The organism is Paracidovorax anthurii (assembly GCF_003269065.1).
GTDB classification, from domain to species: Bacteria; Pseudomonadota; Gammaproteobacteria; order Burkholderiales; family Burkholderiaceae_C; genus Paracidovorax; species Paracidovorax anthurii.
The window spans coordinates 54,263-69,716 of the sequence record NZ_QLTA01000011.1; the positions used below are offsets into that span (position 1 = coordinate 54,263).

A 15,454-nucleotide genomic window follows, 5' to 3' on the forward strand; every position below is an offset into this window, starting at 1 on the left:
GGTCATAATTCCTGCCACATCCAAGCCCACCATGATTGAGACGACACCGCACCCCTCCCGCCTGCTCCGATGCATGGCAGGCCTTGCGCGGTGGTCACTGGGATCGTTGATTGCCTTCTGGCTGCTGGTGACCGTGGCCTGGGGGGTGCTACACGGCTGGATTGTGCCGCGAATCGGCGAGTGGCGTCCGCAGCTGGAGGCCCATGCCGCGCGGGCCCTGGGGGTACCCGTGCGCATCGGCGCGCTTTCGGCGCGCTCCGAGGGCCTGGTGCCCACCATCGAGTTGACCGACGTGGCCCTGCTGGACCCGCAGGGCCGCGAGGCCGTGCGCCTGCCGCGCATCGTCGCCGCGGTGTCCCCACGCTCGGCGCTGCGCCTGGGCTTCGAGCAGCTCTACATCGAGCGGCCCGACCTGGACGTGCGCCGCGAGGCCGACGGCCGGCTCGTGGTGGGCGGCCTGTCGCTGCACAGCAGCGTGGGCCCGGGCGAGGGCAGCGCCGTGGGCGACTGGCTCTTCTCCCAGGGCGAGCTGGCGCTGCGCGGCGGGACCGTGCGCTGGACCGATGCGCGGCGCGGCGCCCCGCCGCTCGAACTCTCCGGCGTGGACATCGTGCTGCGCAACCGGGGCTGGCGCCACGCCATGCGCCTGGACGCCACGCCGCCCGCGGCCTGGGGCGGGCGCTTCACGCTCATGGGCCAGTTCCGCCAGCCGCTGCTCACCACGCACGGCGGCGCCTGGAAGCACTGGAGCGGCCAGCTCTTCGCGGATTTCGCGCGGGTCGATGTGTCGCGGCTGCGCCAGCATGCGGACATCGAGGGCATCGAGGTGGCCGAGGGCCGGGGCGCCCTGCGCGCGTGGCTGGACGTGCGCCGGGGCGAGGTGGCCGGCGGCACGGCGGACGTAGCGCTCGCGGACGTGAACGCCACGCTCGGCGCCGGGCTGGAGCCGCTGGCGCTGGCGTCGGTGGCCGGCCGCGTGGGCGGGCGGCTGCTGGAAGGGGGCTTCGAGGTGTCCACCGAGGGGCTGCAGTTCCTCACGCAGGGCGGCCTGCGCTGGCCCGGCGGCAATGCCCTGCTGCGCCAGGCCGGCCGGGACCCGGCCAACCCGGGGCGCGAGCAGGGCGAGCTGCGCGCGGACCGGCTCGACCTCGCGGCGCTGGCGCAGATCGCCAGCCGCCTGCCGCTGGGCGACGAGCTGCATGCCGCGCTGGACCGCTACGGCCCGCGCGGGCTCGTGGAAGAGGTGCAGGCCAACTGGCGCGGCCCGCTGGACGCGCCGAAGCAGTACCAGGCGCGCGGCCGGGTCTCGGGCCTCGCGCTGGCCGACGGCCCCGCGGGCGGGACCGCGAAGCCGGCCGCGCTGCCGGGCGTGCGCGGCGCCATGGTCGATTTCGAGCTGACCCAGGCGGGCGGCAAGGCGGCCTTTTCCATCCAGGACGGCGCGCTGGTGCTGCCCGAGGTGTTCGAGGAGGCCGTGGTCCCCGTGGACCGGCTGTCCGCCAGCGTGCGCTGGCAGGTGGACGGCGGCCGCATCGCCGTGCAGATGCCGGACCTGCAGTTCGCCAACGGCGATGCCCAGGGCGAGGCCCGGCTGACCTGGGCCACCAGCGATCCGGGGCATTCGGCCGGCCGCTCGCGGTTTCCCGGGGTGCTGGACCTGAGCGGCACGCTCCAGCGCGCCGACGGCACGCGCGTGCACCGCTACCTGCCCCTGTCCATCCCCGCGGAGACCCGGCACTACGTGCGCGACGCGGTGACCGCGGGCACCGCGTCGGGCGTGCAGTTCCGGGTCAAGGGCGACCTGCACGACATTCCCTTCAACCACCCGGGCCAGGGCGAGTTCCACATCGCCGCCAAGGTGAAGGACGTGACCTATGCCTACGTGCCCCCCGGCCTGCAGCACGCGGGCGACCCGGCGTGGCCGGCGCTCACGCAACTGGCCGGGGAGTTGGTATTCGACCGCTCCAGCATGGCGGTGAAGGGCGCGAGCGGCAGCTTCGCGGGCTCGCCGAGGCTGCGGGTCGGCAAGGTGGAGGCGCGCATCCCCGACCTGTCGCACACCGTGGTGGGCGTGAACGCGCAGGCGCAGGGGCCGCTGGCCGACATGCTGGCCTTCATGGCCGGCTCGCCGCTCTCGCGGCTCACCTCGCACGCGCTCGACCAGGCCACCGGCACCGGCAACGCGGACCTGCAACTGGCGCTGAGCCTGCCGATCAGCCACATCGACCAGTCGAAGGTGCAGGGCAGCGTGGCCCTTTCGGGCAACGACGTGCGCATCACGCCCGACGTGCCGCTCATCGCCCGCGCACGCGGTGCCGTGCAGTTCAGCGACACCGGCTTCACGCTGGCCGGCGTGCAGGGGCGGGCGCTGGGCGGAGACCTGCGGCTCGAAGGCGGCATGCGGCCGGGCCCCGGCGGCGCGCAGGAATCCGTGGTGCAGGTGCGCGGCCAGGGCGTGGCCAGCGCCGAGGGGCTGCGCCAGGCGGTGCAGTGGCCGGGCGTGCCCGAGCTGGCCCGCCATGCCACGGGCAGCACCGCCTATGCGCTGGTCCTGGGCGTGCGCCGGGGCCTGCCCGAGGTGCTGGTGACGACCAACCTGCAGGGCATGGCCCTGACGCTGCCCGCGCCCCTGGGCAAGGCCGCCGATGCGGTGATGCCGGTGCGCTATGAGTCGCAACTCGCGCGCGAGTCGGTGGTGGCGGGCGGCAATGGCGCCGGCGGGGCCGGCGCGCTGCCGCCGGTGCGCGAGCAGGTGGCGGTCGAGGTCGGCGGCGTCGGCTCGGCGAACTACGTGCTCGACCATTCCGGGCCGCAGCCGCGCGTGCTGCGCGGGGCCATCGCCGTGGGGCTCGCGCCGGGCGAGGCGGCGGTCATGCCCGAGCAGGGCGTTGCCGCCAACGTGCACACGGCCCACCTGGACATCGATGCCTGGCAGGCCGTGCTGGGTGCGGCGGCACCGGGGGCTTCCGCGGAGGCGCCGCGCGCGCCCGCGCCCGCGCCCGCGCCCGCGCCCGGCGCATCGGCGGTCTGGGGCGGCAGCGCCCGGGTGCCCGCGGGCGGCGCGCAGGAATTCATGCCCACGGTGCTGGCCGCGCGCGCCCAGACCCTCACCCTGCAGGGGCGCACGCTGCACGACGTGGTCGCCGGCGGCTCGCGCGAGGGCACCACCTGGCGCGCCAACGTGGATGCGCGCGAACTCAGCGGCTACGTGGAATACCGCCCGGGCGATGCCGCATCGGCCGATGGCGCGGGCGGCCGGGTGTTCGCGCGCCTCTCGCGGCTGTCGGTGCCGCAGAGCGAGGCGCAGGAAGTCGAGGAATCGCTGATCGCCACGCGGTTCGCCGACACCACGCTGCCGGCGCTCGACATCGTCGTGCAGGACTTCGAGCTGCGGGGCCGGCGGCTCGGGCGCATCGAGGTCGAGGCGCAGAACCGGGGCGGCGACGGCGCGCAGCGCGAGTGGCGCCTGTCCAAGCTCAACCTGTCGGTGCCCGAGGCCACGCTGGTGTCGAGCGGCAACTGGGTGCTGCCGGGCGGGGGCACCGCCGGCCCGGAGGCGCGCCGCCGCACGGTGATGAATTTCCGGCTCGACGTCCGCGATTCCGGCGACCTGCTGGCGCGCTTCGGCATGGCCGACGTCGTGCGCCGGGGCAAGGGCCGCATCGAGGGGCAGGTGGCCTGGGTGGGGGCGCCGCTCAGCCCCGATTACCACTCCATGACGGGGCAGATGAACGTCAACATGGAGTCCGGCCAGTTCCTCAAGGCCGACCCGGGCCTGGCCAAGCTGCTGGGCGTGCTGAGCCTGCAGTCGCTGCCGCGCCGGCTCACGCTGGATTTCCGCGACGTGTTCAGCGAGGGTTTCGCCTTCGACTTCGTGCGCGGCGACGTGCGCATCGACCAGGGCGTGGCCACCACCAACAACCTGCAGATGAAGGGCGTGAACGCCGCCGTGCTCATGGAGGGCAGCGCCGACCTCGACCGCGAGACGCAGGACCTGCACGTGGTGGTGGTGCCTGAGATCAACGCCATGACGGCCTCGCTGGTGGCCACCGCCATCAACCCGGTGGTGGGGCTGGGGAGCTTCCTCGCGCAGATGTTCCTGCGCGGGCCGCTCATCCAGGCCGCCACGCAGGAGTTCCGCATCGACGGCACCTGGACCGATCCGCGCATCGCGCGCGTGCCCCGGCGCCGGGTCGGCTCGGGGCCCGCGGACGTCGCCGCGCCGGGCAACGCGCCCGCTGAGGGCGTGGTCGCCCCGGCCGCCGCTCCGGCCGCATCCAACCGCAAGGCGCCCCGCGCCCGGGGCTCTGAAGAGGACGATTCATGATGAAAGCCGCCGCATTGCAGATGGTCTCGGGCCTGCGGGTCCAGGACAACCTCGCGCAGGCCCGCCGCCTGCTGGAGGAGGCCGCCGCCCAGGGCGCCGAGCTGGCCGCGCTGCCCGAATACTTCTGCGCCATGGGCGCGCGCGACACCGACAAGCTGGCCCTGCGCGAGGCCTTCGGCGAGGGCCCCATCCAGGACTTCCTGGCCGGGGCCGCGCGCGATCTGGGCCTGTGGATCGTCGGCGGCACGCTGCCGCTGCGCTGCGACAGCGACCGCCACGTGCGCAACACCACGCTGGTCTTCTCGCCCGCGGGCGAATGCGTGGCGCGCTACGACAAGATCCACCTCTTCCGATTCGACAACGGCCGCGAGCGCTTCGACGAGGCGGCGGTGATCGAGGCCGGCAGCGCGCCCGCGCGCTTCACGATGACCGCGCGCGACGGCAGCGCGTGGCGCGTGGGGCTGTCGGTGTGCTACGACCTGCGCTTTCCCGAGCTGTACCGCGCGCATGCCCGCGCGGGGGCCGACGTGCTGCTGGTGCCCAGCGCCTTCACCCACACCACCGGCCAGGCGCACTGGGAGGTGCTGCTGCGCGCCCGCGCCGTGGAGAACCTGGCCTACGTGGTCGCGCCCGCCCAGGGCGGCGTGCACGAGAACGGGCGCCGCACCTGGGGCCACAGCATGGTGGTGGACCCCTGGGGCGCCATCCTGGACCAGCGCGCCGAGGGCGCGGGCGTGGTGGCCGGCACGCTGGACGCGGACCGCCTGCGGGACGTGCGCGGGCAGTTGCCGGCGCTGGACCACCGCGTCCTGTGAACCCGCCGTGAGCGCCACGCCCCCCGCCGAAACCGAGGCACCCGCATCCGATGCGGGCACGGCCCCCGAGCCCGGGGCCGCCGCCCGGACGGTCGGCGGCCCCGGGCGCGGGCCCTGGCGGCACTGGCACATTGCCTGGCGGCGCTGGTCGCTCTGGACCGCCCTGGTGCTGCTGGTCGCGGGCATGCTGGTCACCCAGGTGTGGCTCGCGGGGCGCTACGAGGCCACCGAGGTGCAGAACCGCCTGGACCGCGACGCGGCCGATGCCGTGGCCGACATCCGCACGGGCTTCGCGCACAACCTGCAGAGCCTGCAGGCGCTGCAGGCGGGCGACCCGGACACCGCGAGCTGGGAGACCCGGGCCGGCCAGCTGCTGGGCGTGCGCCGCGAACTCGTGCGCATCGAATGGCGCGAGCCCTCGCTGCGCGTGCGCGCGCATGTCGAGACGCCCTACCGCCCCGTGCAGTGGGACAACGAGGCGCGCAGCGGCACGCACTCCAACACGGCGCTGGCCTGCGGCAACGCGCGGCGCGTGGGCGGGCCCTCGTATTCGGGCAGCTACTACCAGCCGCTGGGCGACGGGCGGGGCACCGAGATGATGGAGCTGTGCATTCCGCTTTCGCAGGAAGGGCAGAACACCGGCTATCTCGTGGCCACCTATTCGCTGCAGAACGTGCTGGTGGAGCTGGTGGTGCCCAGCCTCAAGCGCGGCCAGGAGGTTTCCTTCACCGAGGCCGACGGCACGCGCCTGGCCATGATCGGCGCGAACCGGCGCGGCACGCGCATGTTCAGCACGCAGCAGCTCTTCGATCTGCCGGGGGGCGCGCTGGTGTTGCGCATGGACAGCTGGCACAGCGCCCCCAGCGTGTTCCCCAACGTGCTCACGGCGCTGGTCACGGCCATGTCGATCGCGCTGATCACGGTGCTGGTGGTGCTGGTGCGCGACAACCGCCGCCGGCTGCGCGCGGAGCGCGATCTGGGCGATGCGCTGGCCTTCCGCAAGGCCATGGAGGATTCGCTCGTCACCGGCCTGCGCGCGCGCGACCTGCAGGGGCGCATCACCTACGTGAACCCGGCCTTCTGCGAGATGGTGGGGTTCCCGGCGCCGGAGCTGCTGGGCCAGGCCGACCGCCTGCCCTACTGGCCGCCGGAATTCGCCGACGAGTACCTGCGCCGGCAGCGGGGCCGGCTCTCGGGGCGCCAGCCGCCGCCGCGCGAGGGCTACGAATCGACCTTCATGCGCAAGGACGGCACGCGCTTTCCGGTGCTGATCTTCGAGGCGCCGCTCATCAACGCGCAGGGCCTGCACACGGGCTGGATGAGCGCGTTCCTCGACGTGAGCGAGCAGCGCCGCATCGAAGAACTTTCGCGCGCCTCGCAGGAGCGCCTGCAGGCCACGGCGCGGCTGGCCACGGTGGGCGAGATGGCCTCGCTGCTGAGCCACGAGTTGAACCAGCCGCTCGCGGCCATCGCGAGCTATGCCTCCGGCTCGCTCAATCTGCTGGGCGCCCCGGGCGCGCCGCACCCCGCCGAGCCACCGGCCACCCATCTGCCGGACGTGCGCGTGGCGCTGCAGCGCATCGCCCAGCAGGCCGAGCGTGCGGGGCGCGTCATCAAGAGCGTGCACGACTTCGTGCGCCGCCGCGACCAGACGCGCGAGCCCGTGGCCGCGGGCGATCTGCTGGAGGCCGTGCTGCCCCTCATCCGCCTGCAGGCCCGCAAGCTGGGCGTGCAGATCCGCCTGGCCGTGGAGCCGCCGCTGCCCAAGGTGCTGTGCGACCGCACGATGGTCGAGCAGGTGCTGCTCAACCTCGCGCGCAACTCCATGCAGGCCATGGACGAGCCCGGCACGCCCCAGCGGCTCCTGGAGCTGCGCGTGCGGCGCGCGGCCTCCAACGCGCAGAACGCGTGGATCGAGTTCCAGGTGATCGACGGCGGCCCGGGCATCCCGCCCGACGTGGGCGCCAAGCTGTTCACGCCCTTCTTCACCACCCGCGCCGAGGGCATGGGGCTGGGCCTGAGCCTGTGCCGCACCGTGGTCGAGCAGCATGGCGGCTTCCTGGGCCATGAGCCCCATGCGCCGCGTGGTACGGTATTCACTTTCACCCTGCCGGCCTGCCCCGTGGCCGGCGCAGAACCCGAAGAAACCGCCGCCTGATGGAACCCGTCTCCAACGCCACCGTGTACATCGTGGACGACGACGCCGGCGTGCGCGAAGCGCTCGCCTGGCTGCTGCGCTCGCGCCGCGTGCCCAGCGAGTCGTTCGACAGCGCCGAGGCCTTCGAGGCCATGCTCGCCAACGCGCCGCTGCCGCGCCACCCCTGCTGCCTGCTGCTGGACGTGCGCATGCCCGGCATGAGCGGGCTGGCGCTGTTCGAGCGCCTCGCCGAGCGCCGGCTCATCGAGGCCATGCCGGTCATCTTCCTCACCGGCCATGCCGACGTGCCCACGGCCGTGGCCACGGTCAAGCGCGGCGCCTTCGATTTCTGCGAGAAGCCCTTCTCGGACAACCTGCTGGTGGACCGCATCGAGCAGGCCCTGGCGCAGTCCGCGGGCCATCTCGCGGAGGTGCTGCAGCGCAGCGACCTGCAGCACCGGCTGGCCGAACTCACCGAGCGCGAGCGCGACGTGATGCGCCTCGTGGTCGAGGGCCTGCCCAACAAGCTCATCGCCGATCAACTCGACATCAGCGTGCGCACGGTGGAGGTCCACCGCGCGCGCGTGTTCGACAAGATGCAGGTGAAATCGGCCGTGGAGCTGGCGAACCTGCTGCGCGCGGCGGACTGAGCGCCGGCGCGCCCGTCAGCCGGGCCGGCGTTCGCCCACGAAGATCTCCACGCGGCGGTTGTGCGCGCGGCCTTCGGCGGTGTCGTTCGATGCGATCGGCTGGCGCGAGCCGCGGCCCTCGACCTGGATGTGGCCCCCGTTCGCGCCGCGCGCCGCGAGGTAGTTGCGGGTGCTGGTCGCGCGGTCGAGCGACAGCGGGTTGTTGATGGCGTCGCTGCCGGTGGAGTCGGTGTGGCCGACGATGCGCACCTCGGCGTTGGGGTTGTTGCGCAGGCCTTCGGCGAAGCGGTCCAGCACGGGCGCGAAGTTGGGCTGGATGTCGGAGCGGTTCACCGCGAACGAGATGTCGCTCGGGATGTCGAGCTTGAGCTGGTTGTCGGGCGTCTGCGTGACCACCACGCCCGTGCCCTGCGTGACCTGCTGCATCTCCTGCTTCTGGCGCTCCATGTGCTGCGACCAGATGTAGGTGCCGAGCGCGCCCACGCCGGCGCCCACCACGGCGCCCGTGCCGGCGTGGCCGCCCGTGGCCGAGCCCAGGACGGCGCCGGCCACGGCGCCCACGCCCGCGCCGGTGGCGGTGCGGCGCTCGGTGTCGGTCATGTTGGCGCAGCCGGTGGCGAGCAGCGCTGCGGCGGTGGCGCCGATGAGGATTCGGGGTGTGCGCATGGCGGAACTCCTGTTCGTGTGGTTGTCGAGAGAGGGACGGGACGAGGGCAAAAGAACCGGGGCGGTGCACGGTGCCCGGGCGGCCCGGGTTCCGGGGGCGCCACGGCCGCGCATCCGTGCTCCGGTTCGGCCAGCGGTTGTCTCACGGTTTCGCCCGGCGATGCCGCAGCCGATGCCGCCAGACCGTGCAGGCCGTGTCCTACCCGCCGCTGGAGCCGGGGGGCGGCGGCGGCCCGGGGGGCTGGCTGTCCTGCGGCGGCAGTTCGCCCCGGCGGCGGCCCGAGAACATGGTCCACCACACGATGGCCACCAGCACGGCGAGCGCGAGCAATGCTTCAAGCAAAATCAGCCCCATGAACTTCCGCCTCCTGCGCCTGGTGACAACGGCGCTGATTGTAGGAACGCTGGTGGCGTGCTCCACCCGGCCCCTGCCTCCCCCCTCCGCCCTACCGGGCCCCATGGTCACCCTGCCGCAGGGGCCCGCCGCGCCCCTGCCGCTGGAGCCGGGCGGCCCCCTGCCCCCGCCGATGGCCCAGCCCAAGAGCCGCTGGATTCCCGTGCACTGGGCCGAGCTGCCCGGCTTCACGAGCGATGCGCTGCACGAGGCCTGGAATGCCTGGGTGCGCAGCTGCGAGCGCCCCCCGCCGGCCTTCGCCGCCCTGTGCCCCGAGGTGCGGCGCCTCACGATCGCCACGCCCGAGGAGCAGCGCGAGTGGATGGTCGCCCGTCTGCAGCCCTACCGCATCGAGGCGCCGGACGGCAGCGCGGACGGCCTGCTCACGAGCTACTACGAGCCCTACCTCGACGCCTCGCGCACGCCGGGCAACGGCTACACCGTGCCGCTGCACGGCCTGCCGGCGGGCTACGGCGCGCGCAAGCCCTGGTACACGCGCCAGCAGATCGACACCCTGCCGGAGGCCCAGGCCGCGCTGGCGGGCCGCGAGATCGCCTGGGTGCGCGATCCGGTCGAGGCGCTGGTGGTGCACATCCAGGGCTCGGGGCGCCTGCGCATCCAGGAGCCCGACGGCTCGGTGCGCCTGGCGCGCGTGGCCTTCGCCGGCACCAACGACCAGCCCTACCAGAGCGTGGGCCGCTGGCTGCTCGACCAGGGGCTGGTGCGCGATGCCACCTGGCCCGGCATCCGCGCCTGGACGCTGCAGAACCCGCAGCGCGTGCAGGAGATGCTCTGGGCCAACCCGCGCTACGTGTTCTTCCGCGAGGAGCCGCTCTCGCCCCTGGACGCGGCCTTCGGCCCGCGCGGCGCGCAGGGCGTGCCGCTCACCCCGGGCCGCTCCATCGCCGTGGACCGGCAGAGCATTCCCTACGGCACGCCGGTGTGGCTGGCCTCGGGCGGCCCCACGGCGCAGCTGCAGCGGCTGGTGCTGGCGCAGGACACGGGCTCGGCCATCCTCGGCGCGGTGCGCGCCGACTACTTCGCGGGCTGGGGCCCGGAGGCGGGCGAGCTGGCCGGGAGGCTCAAGCAGGGGCTGCGGCTGTGGGCGCTGTGGCCGCGGTGAGCCCTGCGGCTTCGCCGGATTTCTGCCCCGCGCGAATCGTGTAGTCTGCCTTTCCCAAAACACCATCCAGGGAAGGAGAACCGATGACACCCCTCCGCGCAGCCATCCTCCATGCGGCCGCGCTGCTCGCATGCAGCGCGGCGTTTGCCCAGACGCCACCCGCCGCCGGCCCCGTCCTGCGCCCCGACACCACCGCGCGCTTCATCCCCTTCGTGTTCCCCAGGGGCGAGCGGCCTGCACCCATGACCCTCGCGCCCCAGCTGGCCTTCGAGGTTCGCATGCCGCCGGATGCCCGCGTGCCCGCGCCTGCGCGGTCCTTCACCGTCACCATGGACACCGGCTCCACCGGCGTGGTGATCTCCGCCGTCGATCTGCCCGGCTATTCGCGCAACGAAGAGGCCCGGCCGGCCAACCTGGGCTGGGAATTCCTCTCCAGCAGCAAGCGGCTGTGGATCGGCCACTGGGTGGTGCGCGATCTGGCGTTCCGCGATGCCTCGGGCGGCGAGGTGGTGGCCCGCGTCCCGGTGCTCGCGGTCGAGAAGGAGATGATCTGCCCGGGCTGGAGCGAGAAGGCCAACCGGCCCGACTGCGAGAAGCCCACGAGCACCACCGAGAGCCCGGGCGGCATCGCCTACATGGGCGTGGGCTTCGGGCGCGAGCACGACGGCCAGCCGCAGGGCACGCCCGACAAGAATCCGCTGCTCAACATCGCCGCCATCGACGGCCAGCCCGCGCCCAAGGGCACGGTGCACGGCGGCTACATCGTGACGAAGTACGGGGTGCACGCGGGCCTCACGACCGCCAACGCCGAAGGTTTCCGGTCCGTGAAGCTGCAGCCGGGCAGCCTGCTCGCGAACGGCGAGCCGGCCTCCACCGACCCGCGCGACTGGCAGCAGGCCACCATGGCCGTCTCGGTGAACGGCGGCGCGCCCGAGGCCGGCCCCGTGCTGGTGGACACCGGCATCGCGCAGATGTACCTCACGGTCGCCGATCCGTCCGCGCTGCCGACGAAGGAGATCCCCAACCCCAGCCGCAAGGGCCGGACCGCCACGGGCCTGAAGGAAGGCACCCCGGTGCAGGTGATGTTCCCCGGCGCGCAGGCGCCCGTGGCGCAGTACGACTTCCGCGTGGGCGACGCCGCCGCGCCCCAGGCCGTGCTCGTGAACAAGCCGGGCAGCCCGGCCTCCGTGAACACCGGGCGGCACATGCTGCGGCAGTACGACGTGCTGTTCGATGCCGAGGGCGGCTGGTTCGGGCTGCGCGCGTCGCGGCGGTGAGCGGTTCGGCGGCAGGGGGCGTGCGCGCCCGGCCTTCTGCGGGCCGCGCGCACGCCTAGGGCTGGCGCGGTCCGGCGGAAGACGCGGCCCGTTGCATGTCGAATCGGATCGGAGAATCGTTCAGCCTGCGGCCGGATTCGTCATGGACGTCATACCGGACATTGGGGTTGCCGCTGAACGGGACATCCCAGCGGTCCTCGGGGTCCTTCACATGGTCCGCAATGTGGCTTTCGGGGTCGCGGAATTTCTCGGCAACGAACCGATCGCGTATCGGCGATTGTTCCTGGGTGATCGCTTGCCGCCTCAGTGCTTCCTTGATCTCCAGTTTCGGCAAAAGGTCGCCGGCAGGCTTGGTGTGGCTGATGCTGCTGCCTGCCGCGCCGAGCAGTGTCCGGTGCAGGGGAAGTGCGTCCTGAACGAGCGTCGGTGAGGCAAACGGAGCCCATGGGTCCACCACGATGTCGTGCTCGGGTTCCTGCCCCCGGATCACGACGAAGGTATGGTTTCCGTCCGAACTCCTGCCGCTCACGAGGTCGATCCTGGAGTGCGCGAGGGCAGGATTCTGTGAGAGGAGTTGATAGGCCAGGCTGGCCTGGGCGTCGCAGTAGCCGCCCTGCCACTGGATGGCCAGGAAAGCGCGAATCACCGGGTGGTCGGTCTGGGTGTGCGACAGCGAGGACCGGAGAAGGCTGTCGCCCCCGGTTGCCGCGAGGTCCTTGATCTGGTTGCCGGCGCCGCCGGGGAGAAGTGCCTTGACCAGGTCGATGGCTTCCCGCGCCGATGCGAGGTTGGCGGCAACCGCGGGCGTGATCACGCGCAACTGAGGCTTCGTGTCCGGCATCTGTGTTTTGACGCCAGGATGCTTTGTGGAGAGCGCGTTGGCCTGATTCAGCCGCTCAGGGGAAAGCTCGATGAACGTGTCGGAGCGCAAGAGGTCCGGGACCAGTTCCTGTGCCGGAACCAGGACCGTGCTCTGTCCGTCGGACGCCATGTAGGTATCGAGCGGGTAAGGCGCTATGGAGAGGGGGGAGTCGTTGTGCACTTGCCGGGGCAACAAGGCCGCTTCGTCGAGCAGGCGCCTCCTGGCGGCTTTCGCCTCGGAGGCGTGGCTGCCGATCCATGCCCTGGGCTCCGGCTCGGGCCCAGGCTCGGGCTCCTTGCGGGAGGAGCCCCAGGCCATGAATCCGCGCATGGTGCCGAGTACGGAGGAATGTGGCACCGAATGCGAATGCGGCCTGGACGGCAATTGATCGCTGCGGGGTCGAATGCCGGCACCGGCGTCTGGACGGCGTGGCGGCCCGCCTGCCAGGGCGTGGGATGCCGTCCTGCTGGACGAGGCACCGTGCTGCGGCGAGGCGCTGGGTGCGGACTCTTCATGCGCGGTCGCGCGCCGGGGGCTCTGGGGGTGGAACAGACGGCTTAACTTCATGGACCTCTTCCCTAGGCGAGCTTGCCACCCCCGCCACGCGGCAGTTTGACAGCAAGGCCAGGATAGAGCGGTCTCACCACGATGGAATCGTGCCGACCGAAGCATTTCCAGGAGGCGCGAAAAGACCCTCCCTACCGCTCCAGCTCGACCAGGTAGCGCGTGACCACGGGCGGCGCGTCGCCCGCGTGGAACGCGAGCTTGCGGTCGCGCAGCGCCACGTCGGAGGCCGTGACGCGGTCGAAGCGGCGCAGGTGCTCGGTCCAGGATTCGTCCACGATGCGCTCCACGTAGCGGCTCGGGTCGGCGATGTCGTGCTGCAGCTGCCAGTCGAGCGCGCCCTGGCGCAGGCGGCTGCGGCGGCTCTCCTGCATCAGCGCGCGGAATTCGGCCGCGCGCGCGGTATCGATCACGTACTCGATGGTCGCCACCACGTGGCCGCGCTCGGGCGTGGTGGGCGCCACCGGCACCTTGAAGGCGCGCGAGGGGCTCAGGTCCTCCTCCATCGCGCGGTCCACCACCAGCCGCTGCGCCAGCGCCATGGCGGCGGTGCCGGTGAGCGCGGCCAGCGCCAGGCTCACGTGCACGCTGGTGACCGAGGCCACCTGCCCCCAGAGCGCCGCGCCGGCCGCCGTGGCGCCCATGATGGCCATCTGGTAGATCGACATGCCGCGCGCGCGCACCCAGTTGGGCAGCGCGAGCTGGGCCGAGACGCTGAGCGAGTTGGCCGTGGTGATCCACGCCATGCCGCCCACCACCATCGCGGGCACGGCCACGTACACGTTCGGCGCGATCGCGACCACCGAGGTGGCCAGCGCCTGCAGCATCGCGCCGCGCCCCACCAGCACGTCGCGCGGCATGGCCTGCCGCAGCCGGGGCAGGAACATCGCCGCCACGATGGCGCCCGCGCCCATGGAGGCCAGCAGCAGGGTGAAGGTGCCGGCGCCGCCGCCCTCCAGGTCGCGCGCCACCAGCGGCAGCAGCGCGAGCAGCGCCGTGGCGTGCAGGAAGAAGATCGAGATGCGCCAGAGCACGGCGCGCATGCGCGGCGACTCGCGCACGAACTGCACGCCCACGCGCATGGCGCTGGAGAGCCGCTCGCGGCCCAGCGGGTTGGGCGTGTGCGTGCGCTTCCAGCGCATGATCGTGAAGCCCGCGATCACCGACAGCACGGCGTTGAGCACGAACACCCAGGCGCTGCCCGCGCTGGCGATGATGGCGCCGGCCAGCAGCGGCCCGATGATGCGCGAGGCGTTCATCGCCACGCCGTTGAGCGCCAGCGCCGCGGGCAACTGCGCGCGGTTGACCAGCTCCGGCACGATGGCCGCGAACACCGGCCAGCGCATCGCCAGGCCGATGCCGTTGGCGAAGGTGAGCGCCAGCAGCAGCGGCGCCGTCATGCCGCCCCCGAGGATGGCCACGCACAGCACCAGCGCCACGGCCGCCACCCAGAACTGCGTGGCGATGAAGTAGCGCCGCCGGTCCAGGATGTCGGCCAGGGCCCCGCTAGGCAGGCCGAGCAGGAAGACGGGCAGCGTGGAGGCCGTCTGCACCAGCGCCACCAGCACGGGCGAGCTGGTGAGCGTGGTCATGAGCCAGGCGGCCGCCACGTCGTTCATCCACATGCAGGTGTTGGCCGCGAGCCAGGTGAGCCAGAGCATGCGGAACACCGGCACCGAGAGCGGCGCCAGGGGCGAGAGCGCCGCGCGCCGCGCGGCCTCCTGGCTGAGCTGCGCGGCGGCGGTGGATTCCGCGGACCCGGCGGCCTGCGCGGCGGGCGTGGCGGCGGGGTCTTCGATCAGGCGGCCCGCCGGCGGGGGCGCGGGGCCATCGGTGGCGGGCGGGGGAGGGGTGGGGGACGGTGGCGAGGGGGGCGGGGCGGACGGTGGCTGGGGCATAGGCCCCCCATTGTCCCCACGGAGACCAGGGTGTGCAGCGACGTTTTCCCGAGGCCCTGGCGGGCCGTGGGGTGCTCCTGCACGGGTTTCAGGGGTATTTCAGCCCCCATGTCGCCGTATCTGCTGGATAGTTTGCTATTAAAAACGGAGTGTGGAAAAGGCCGTCAGCGCACCTTGCCCAGGTGGCTGAGCGGCAGCGCGCCGCCGGCCTTCACCTCGCCCAGCGAAAAGCTCGTGTGCATGTCCTTCACGTTGGGCAGGTTCAGCAGCACGCCGCGCGCGAACTGCGAGAAGCTCTCCAGGTCGCGCGCCACCACCTGCAGCTCGAAGGTGCCGGTGCCGCTGATGTAGTGGCAGGCGATCACCTCGGGGATCTTCGCGATGGCCTCCTCCATCTCGCGCGTGAGGCCGCCGGTGCTGCGGTCGGCGTCGAGCCGCACGAAGGCCAGCACGCCCAGGCCGATCTTGTGGCGGTCGATCTCGGCGTGGTAGCCCTTGATGAAGCCCGCCTCCTCCAGCACACGCACGCGGCGCCAGCACGGCGCGGCGGAGAGGCCCACGCGCTGCGCCAGCTCGGCGTTCGTGAGCCGGGCGTCCGCCTGCAGCTCCGAAAGGATGGCGAGGTCGAATTTGTCGAGTTCTTCCATTTGTTCATTGTTTACAGAAAGGATCTTTCTGAAACGAGGGTAAACACGGCATGAAAACGAAAGGACATATCCGGCCACCCTGCCTACACTGGAC

General features: G+C 72.6%; 11 protein-coding genes. 6 read left to right on the top strand and 5 right to left on the bottom strand.

Annotated features, from left to right (window positions below):
• Nucleotides 1–31 precede the first annotated feature (31 nt).
• From AX018_RS07715 to AX018_RS07730, 4 genes are read left to right on the top strand one after another with little or no spacing between them, the layout of a single operon-like run.
• Complete coding sequence (locus AX018_RS07715) at nt 32–4,327, top strand: YhdP family protein (RefSeq protein WP_111876716.1); 4,296 nt, start codon at nt 32–34, stop codon at nt 4,325–4,327.
• Complete coding sequence (locus tag AX018_RS07720; protein WP_111876717.1) at nt 4,327–5,142, top strand: carbon-nitrogen hydrolase family protein; 816 nt, start codon at nt 4,327–4,329, stop codon at nt 5,140–5,142. The genes AX018_RS07715 and AX018_RS07720 overlap by 1 nt, the downstream gene beginning before the upstream one ends.
• Before the next feature lie 7 nt (nt 5,143–5,149).
• A complete protein-coding gene (locus AX018_RS07725; RefSeq protein WP_415842095.1) occupies nt 5,150–7,300 on the top strand; it encodes a two-component system sensor histidine kinase NtrB in 2,151 nt (716 codons plus the stop codon).
• Nucleotides 7,300–7,929: a response regulator transcription factor gene (locus tag AX018_RS07730; protein WP_111876718.1), complete on the top strand. Its 630-nt coding sequence runs from the start codon at nt 7,300–7,302 to the stop codon at nt 7,927–7,929. The genes AX018_RS07725 and AX018_RS07730 overlap by 1 nt, the downstream gene beginning before the upstream one ends.
• 15 nt (nt 7,930–7,944) lie before the next feature.
• Here AX018_RS07730 and AX018_RS07735 read toward each other — a convergent pair whose 3' ends face one another.
• Together AX018_RS07735 and AX018_RS25425 are read right to left on the bottom strand one after the other, a co-directional pair.
• Entirely contained in the window at nt 7,945–8,595 is a 651-nt protein-coding gene (locus tag AX018_RS07735) for a YiaD family glycine zipper/OmpA-like lipoprotein (RefSeq protein WP_111876719.1), read from the bottom strand.
• A 199-nt stretch (nt 8,596–8,794) separates the two neighbouring features.
• Nucleotides 8,795–8,950: a hypothetical protein gene (locus tag AX018_RS25425; RefSeq protein ID WP_211322395.1), complete on the bottom strand. Its 156-nt coding sequence runs from the start codon at nt 8,948–8,950 to the stop codon at nt 8,795–8,797.
• On the opposite strand from AX018_RS25425, the gene mltA reads away from it, so the two are divergent.
• On the top strand, nt 8,883–10,112 hold the full coding sequence (mltA, locus tag AX018_RS07740; protein ID WP_211322394.1) for a murein transglycosylase A: 1,230 nt from the start codon (nt 8,883–8,885) through the stop codon (nt 10,110–10,112). The two genes, AX018_RS25425 and mltA, sit on opposite strands and share 68 nt — an antisense overlap.
• A gap of 83 nt (nt 10,113–10,195) precedes the next feature.
• On the top strand, nt 10,196–11,389 hold the full coding sequence (locus AX018_RS07745) for a hypothetical protein (protein ID WP_111876720.1): 1,194 nt from the start codon (nt 10,196–10,198) through the stop codon (nt 11,387–11,389).
• A 55-nt stretch (nt 11,390–11,444) separates the two neighbouring features.
• Here the strand turns inward: AX018_RS07745 and AX018_RS07750 are convergent, their stop codons facing one another.
• From AX018_RS07750 to AX018_RS07765, 3 genes are all read right to left on the bottom strand, one after another.
• Nucleotides 11,445–12,581, bottom strand: a complete 1,137-nt coding sequence (locus AX018_RS07750; protein ID WP_211322389.1) for a hypothetical protein — start codon at nt 12,579–12,581, stop codon at nt 11,445–11,447.
• A 368-nt stretch (nt 12,582–12,949) separates the two neighbouring features.
• Entirely contained in the window at nt 12,950–14,713 is a 1,764-nt protein-coding gene (locus AX018_RS07755) for an MFS transporter (protein WP_281269544.1), read from the bottom strand.
• A 164-nt stretch (nt 14,714–14,877) separates the two neighbouring features.
• Complete coding sequence (locus AX018_RS07765; protein ID WP_111876722.1) at nt 14,878–15,360, bottom strand: Lrp/AsnC family transcriptional regulator; 483 nt, start codon at nt 15,358–15,360, stop codon at nt 14,878–14,880.
• Between the last annotated feature and the right edge of the window lie 94 nt (nt 15,361–15,454).

Excerpts from the sequence above, each read along its gene's own strand:
- AX018_RS07715 (WP_111876716.1), top strand. The coding sequence starts at position 32 with ATGATTGAGACGACACCGCACCCCTCCCGCCTGCTCCGATGCATGGCA.
- AX018_RS07720 (WP_111876717.1), top strand. The coding sequence starts at position 4,327 with ATGAAAGCCGCCGCATTGCAGATGGTCTCGGGCCTGCGGGTCCAGGAC.
- AX018_RS07730 (WP_111876718.1), top strand. The coding sequence starts at position 7,300 with ATGGAACCCGTCTCCAACGCCACCGTGTACATCGTGGACGACGACGCC.
- AX018_RS07735 (WP_111876719.1), bottom strand. The coding sequence starts at position 8,595 with ATGCGCACACCCCGAATCCTCATCGGCGCCACCGCCGCAGCGCTGCTC.
- mltA (WP_211322394.1), top strand. The coding sequence starts at position 8,883 with ATGGTCCACCACACGATGGCCACCAGCACGGCGAGCGCGAGCAATGCT.
- AX018_RS25425 (WP_211322395.1), bottom strand. The coding sequence starts at position 8,950 with ATGGGGCTGATTTTGCTTGAAGCATTGCTCGCGCTCGCCGTGCTGGTG.
- AX018_RS07745 (WP_111876720.1), top strand. The coding sequence starts at position 10,196 with ATGACACCCCTCCGCGCAGCCATCCTCCATGCGGCCGCGCTGCTCGCA.
- AX018_RS07750 (WP_211322389.1), bottom strand. The coding sequence starts at position 12,581 with ATGCGCGGATTCATGGCCTGGGGCTCCTCCCGCAAGGAGCCCGAGCCT.
- AX018_RS07755 (WP_281269544.1), bottom strand. The coding sequence starts at position 14,713 with ATGCCCCAGCCACCGTCCGCCCCGCCCCCCTCGCCACCGTCCCCCACC.
- AX018_RS07765 (WP_111876722.1), bottom strand. The coding sequence starts at position 15,360 with ATGGAAGAACTCGACAAATTCGACCTCGCCATCCTTTCGGAGCTGCAG.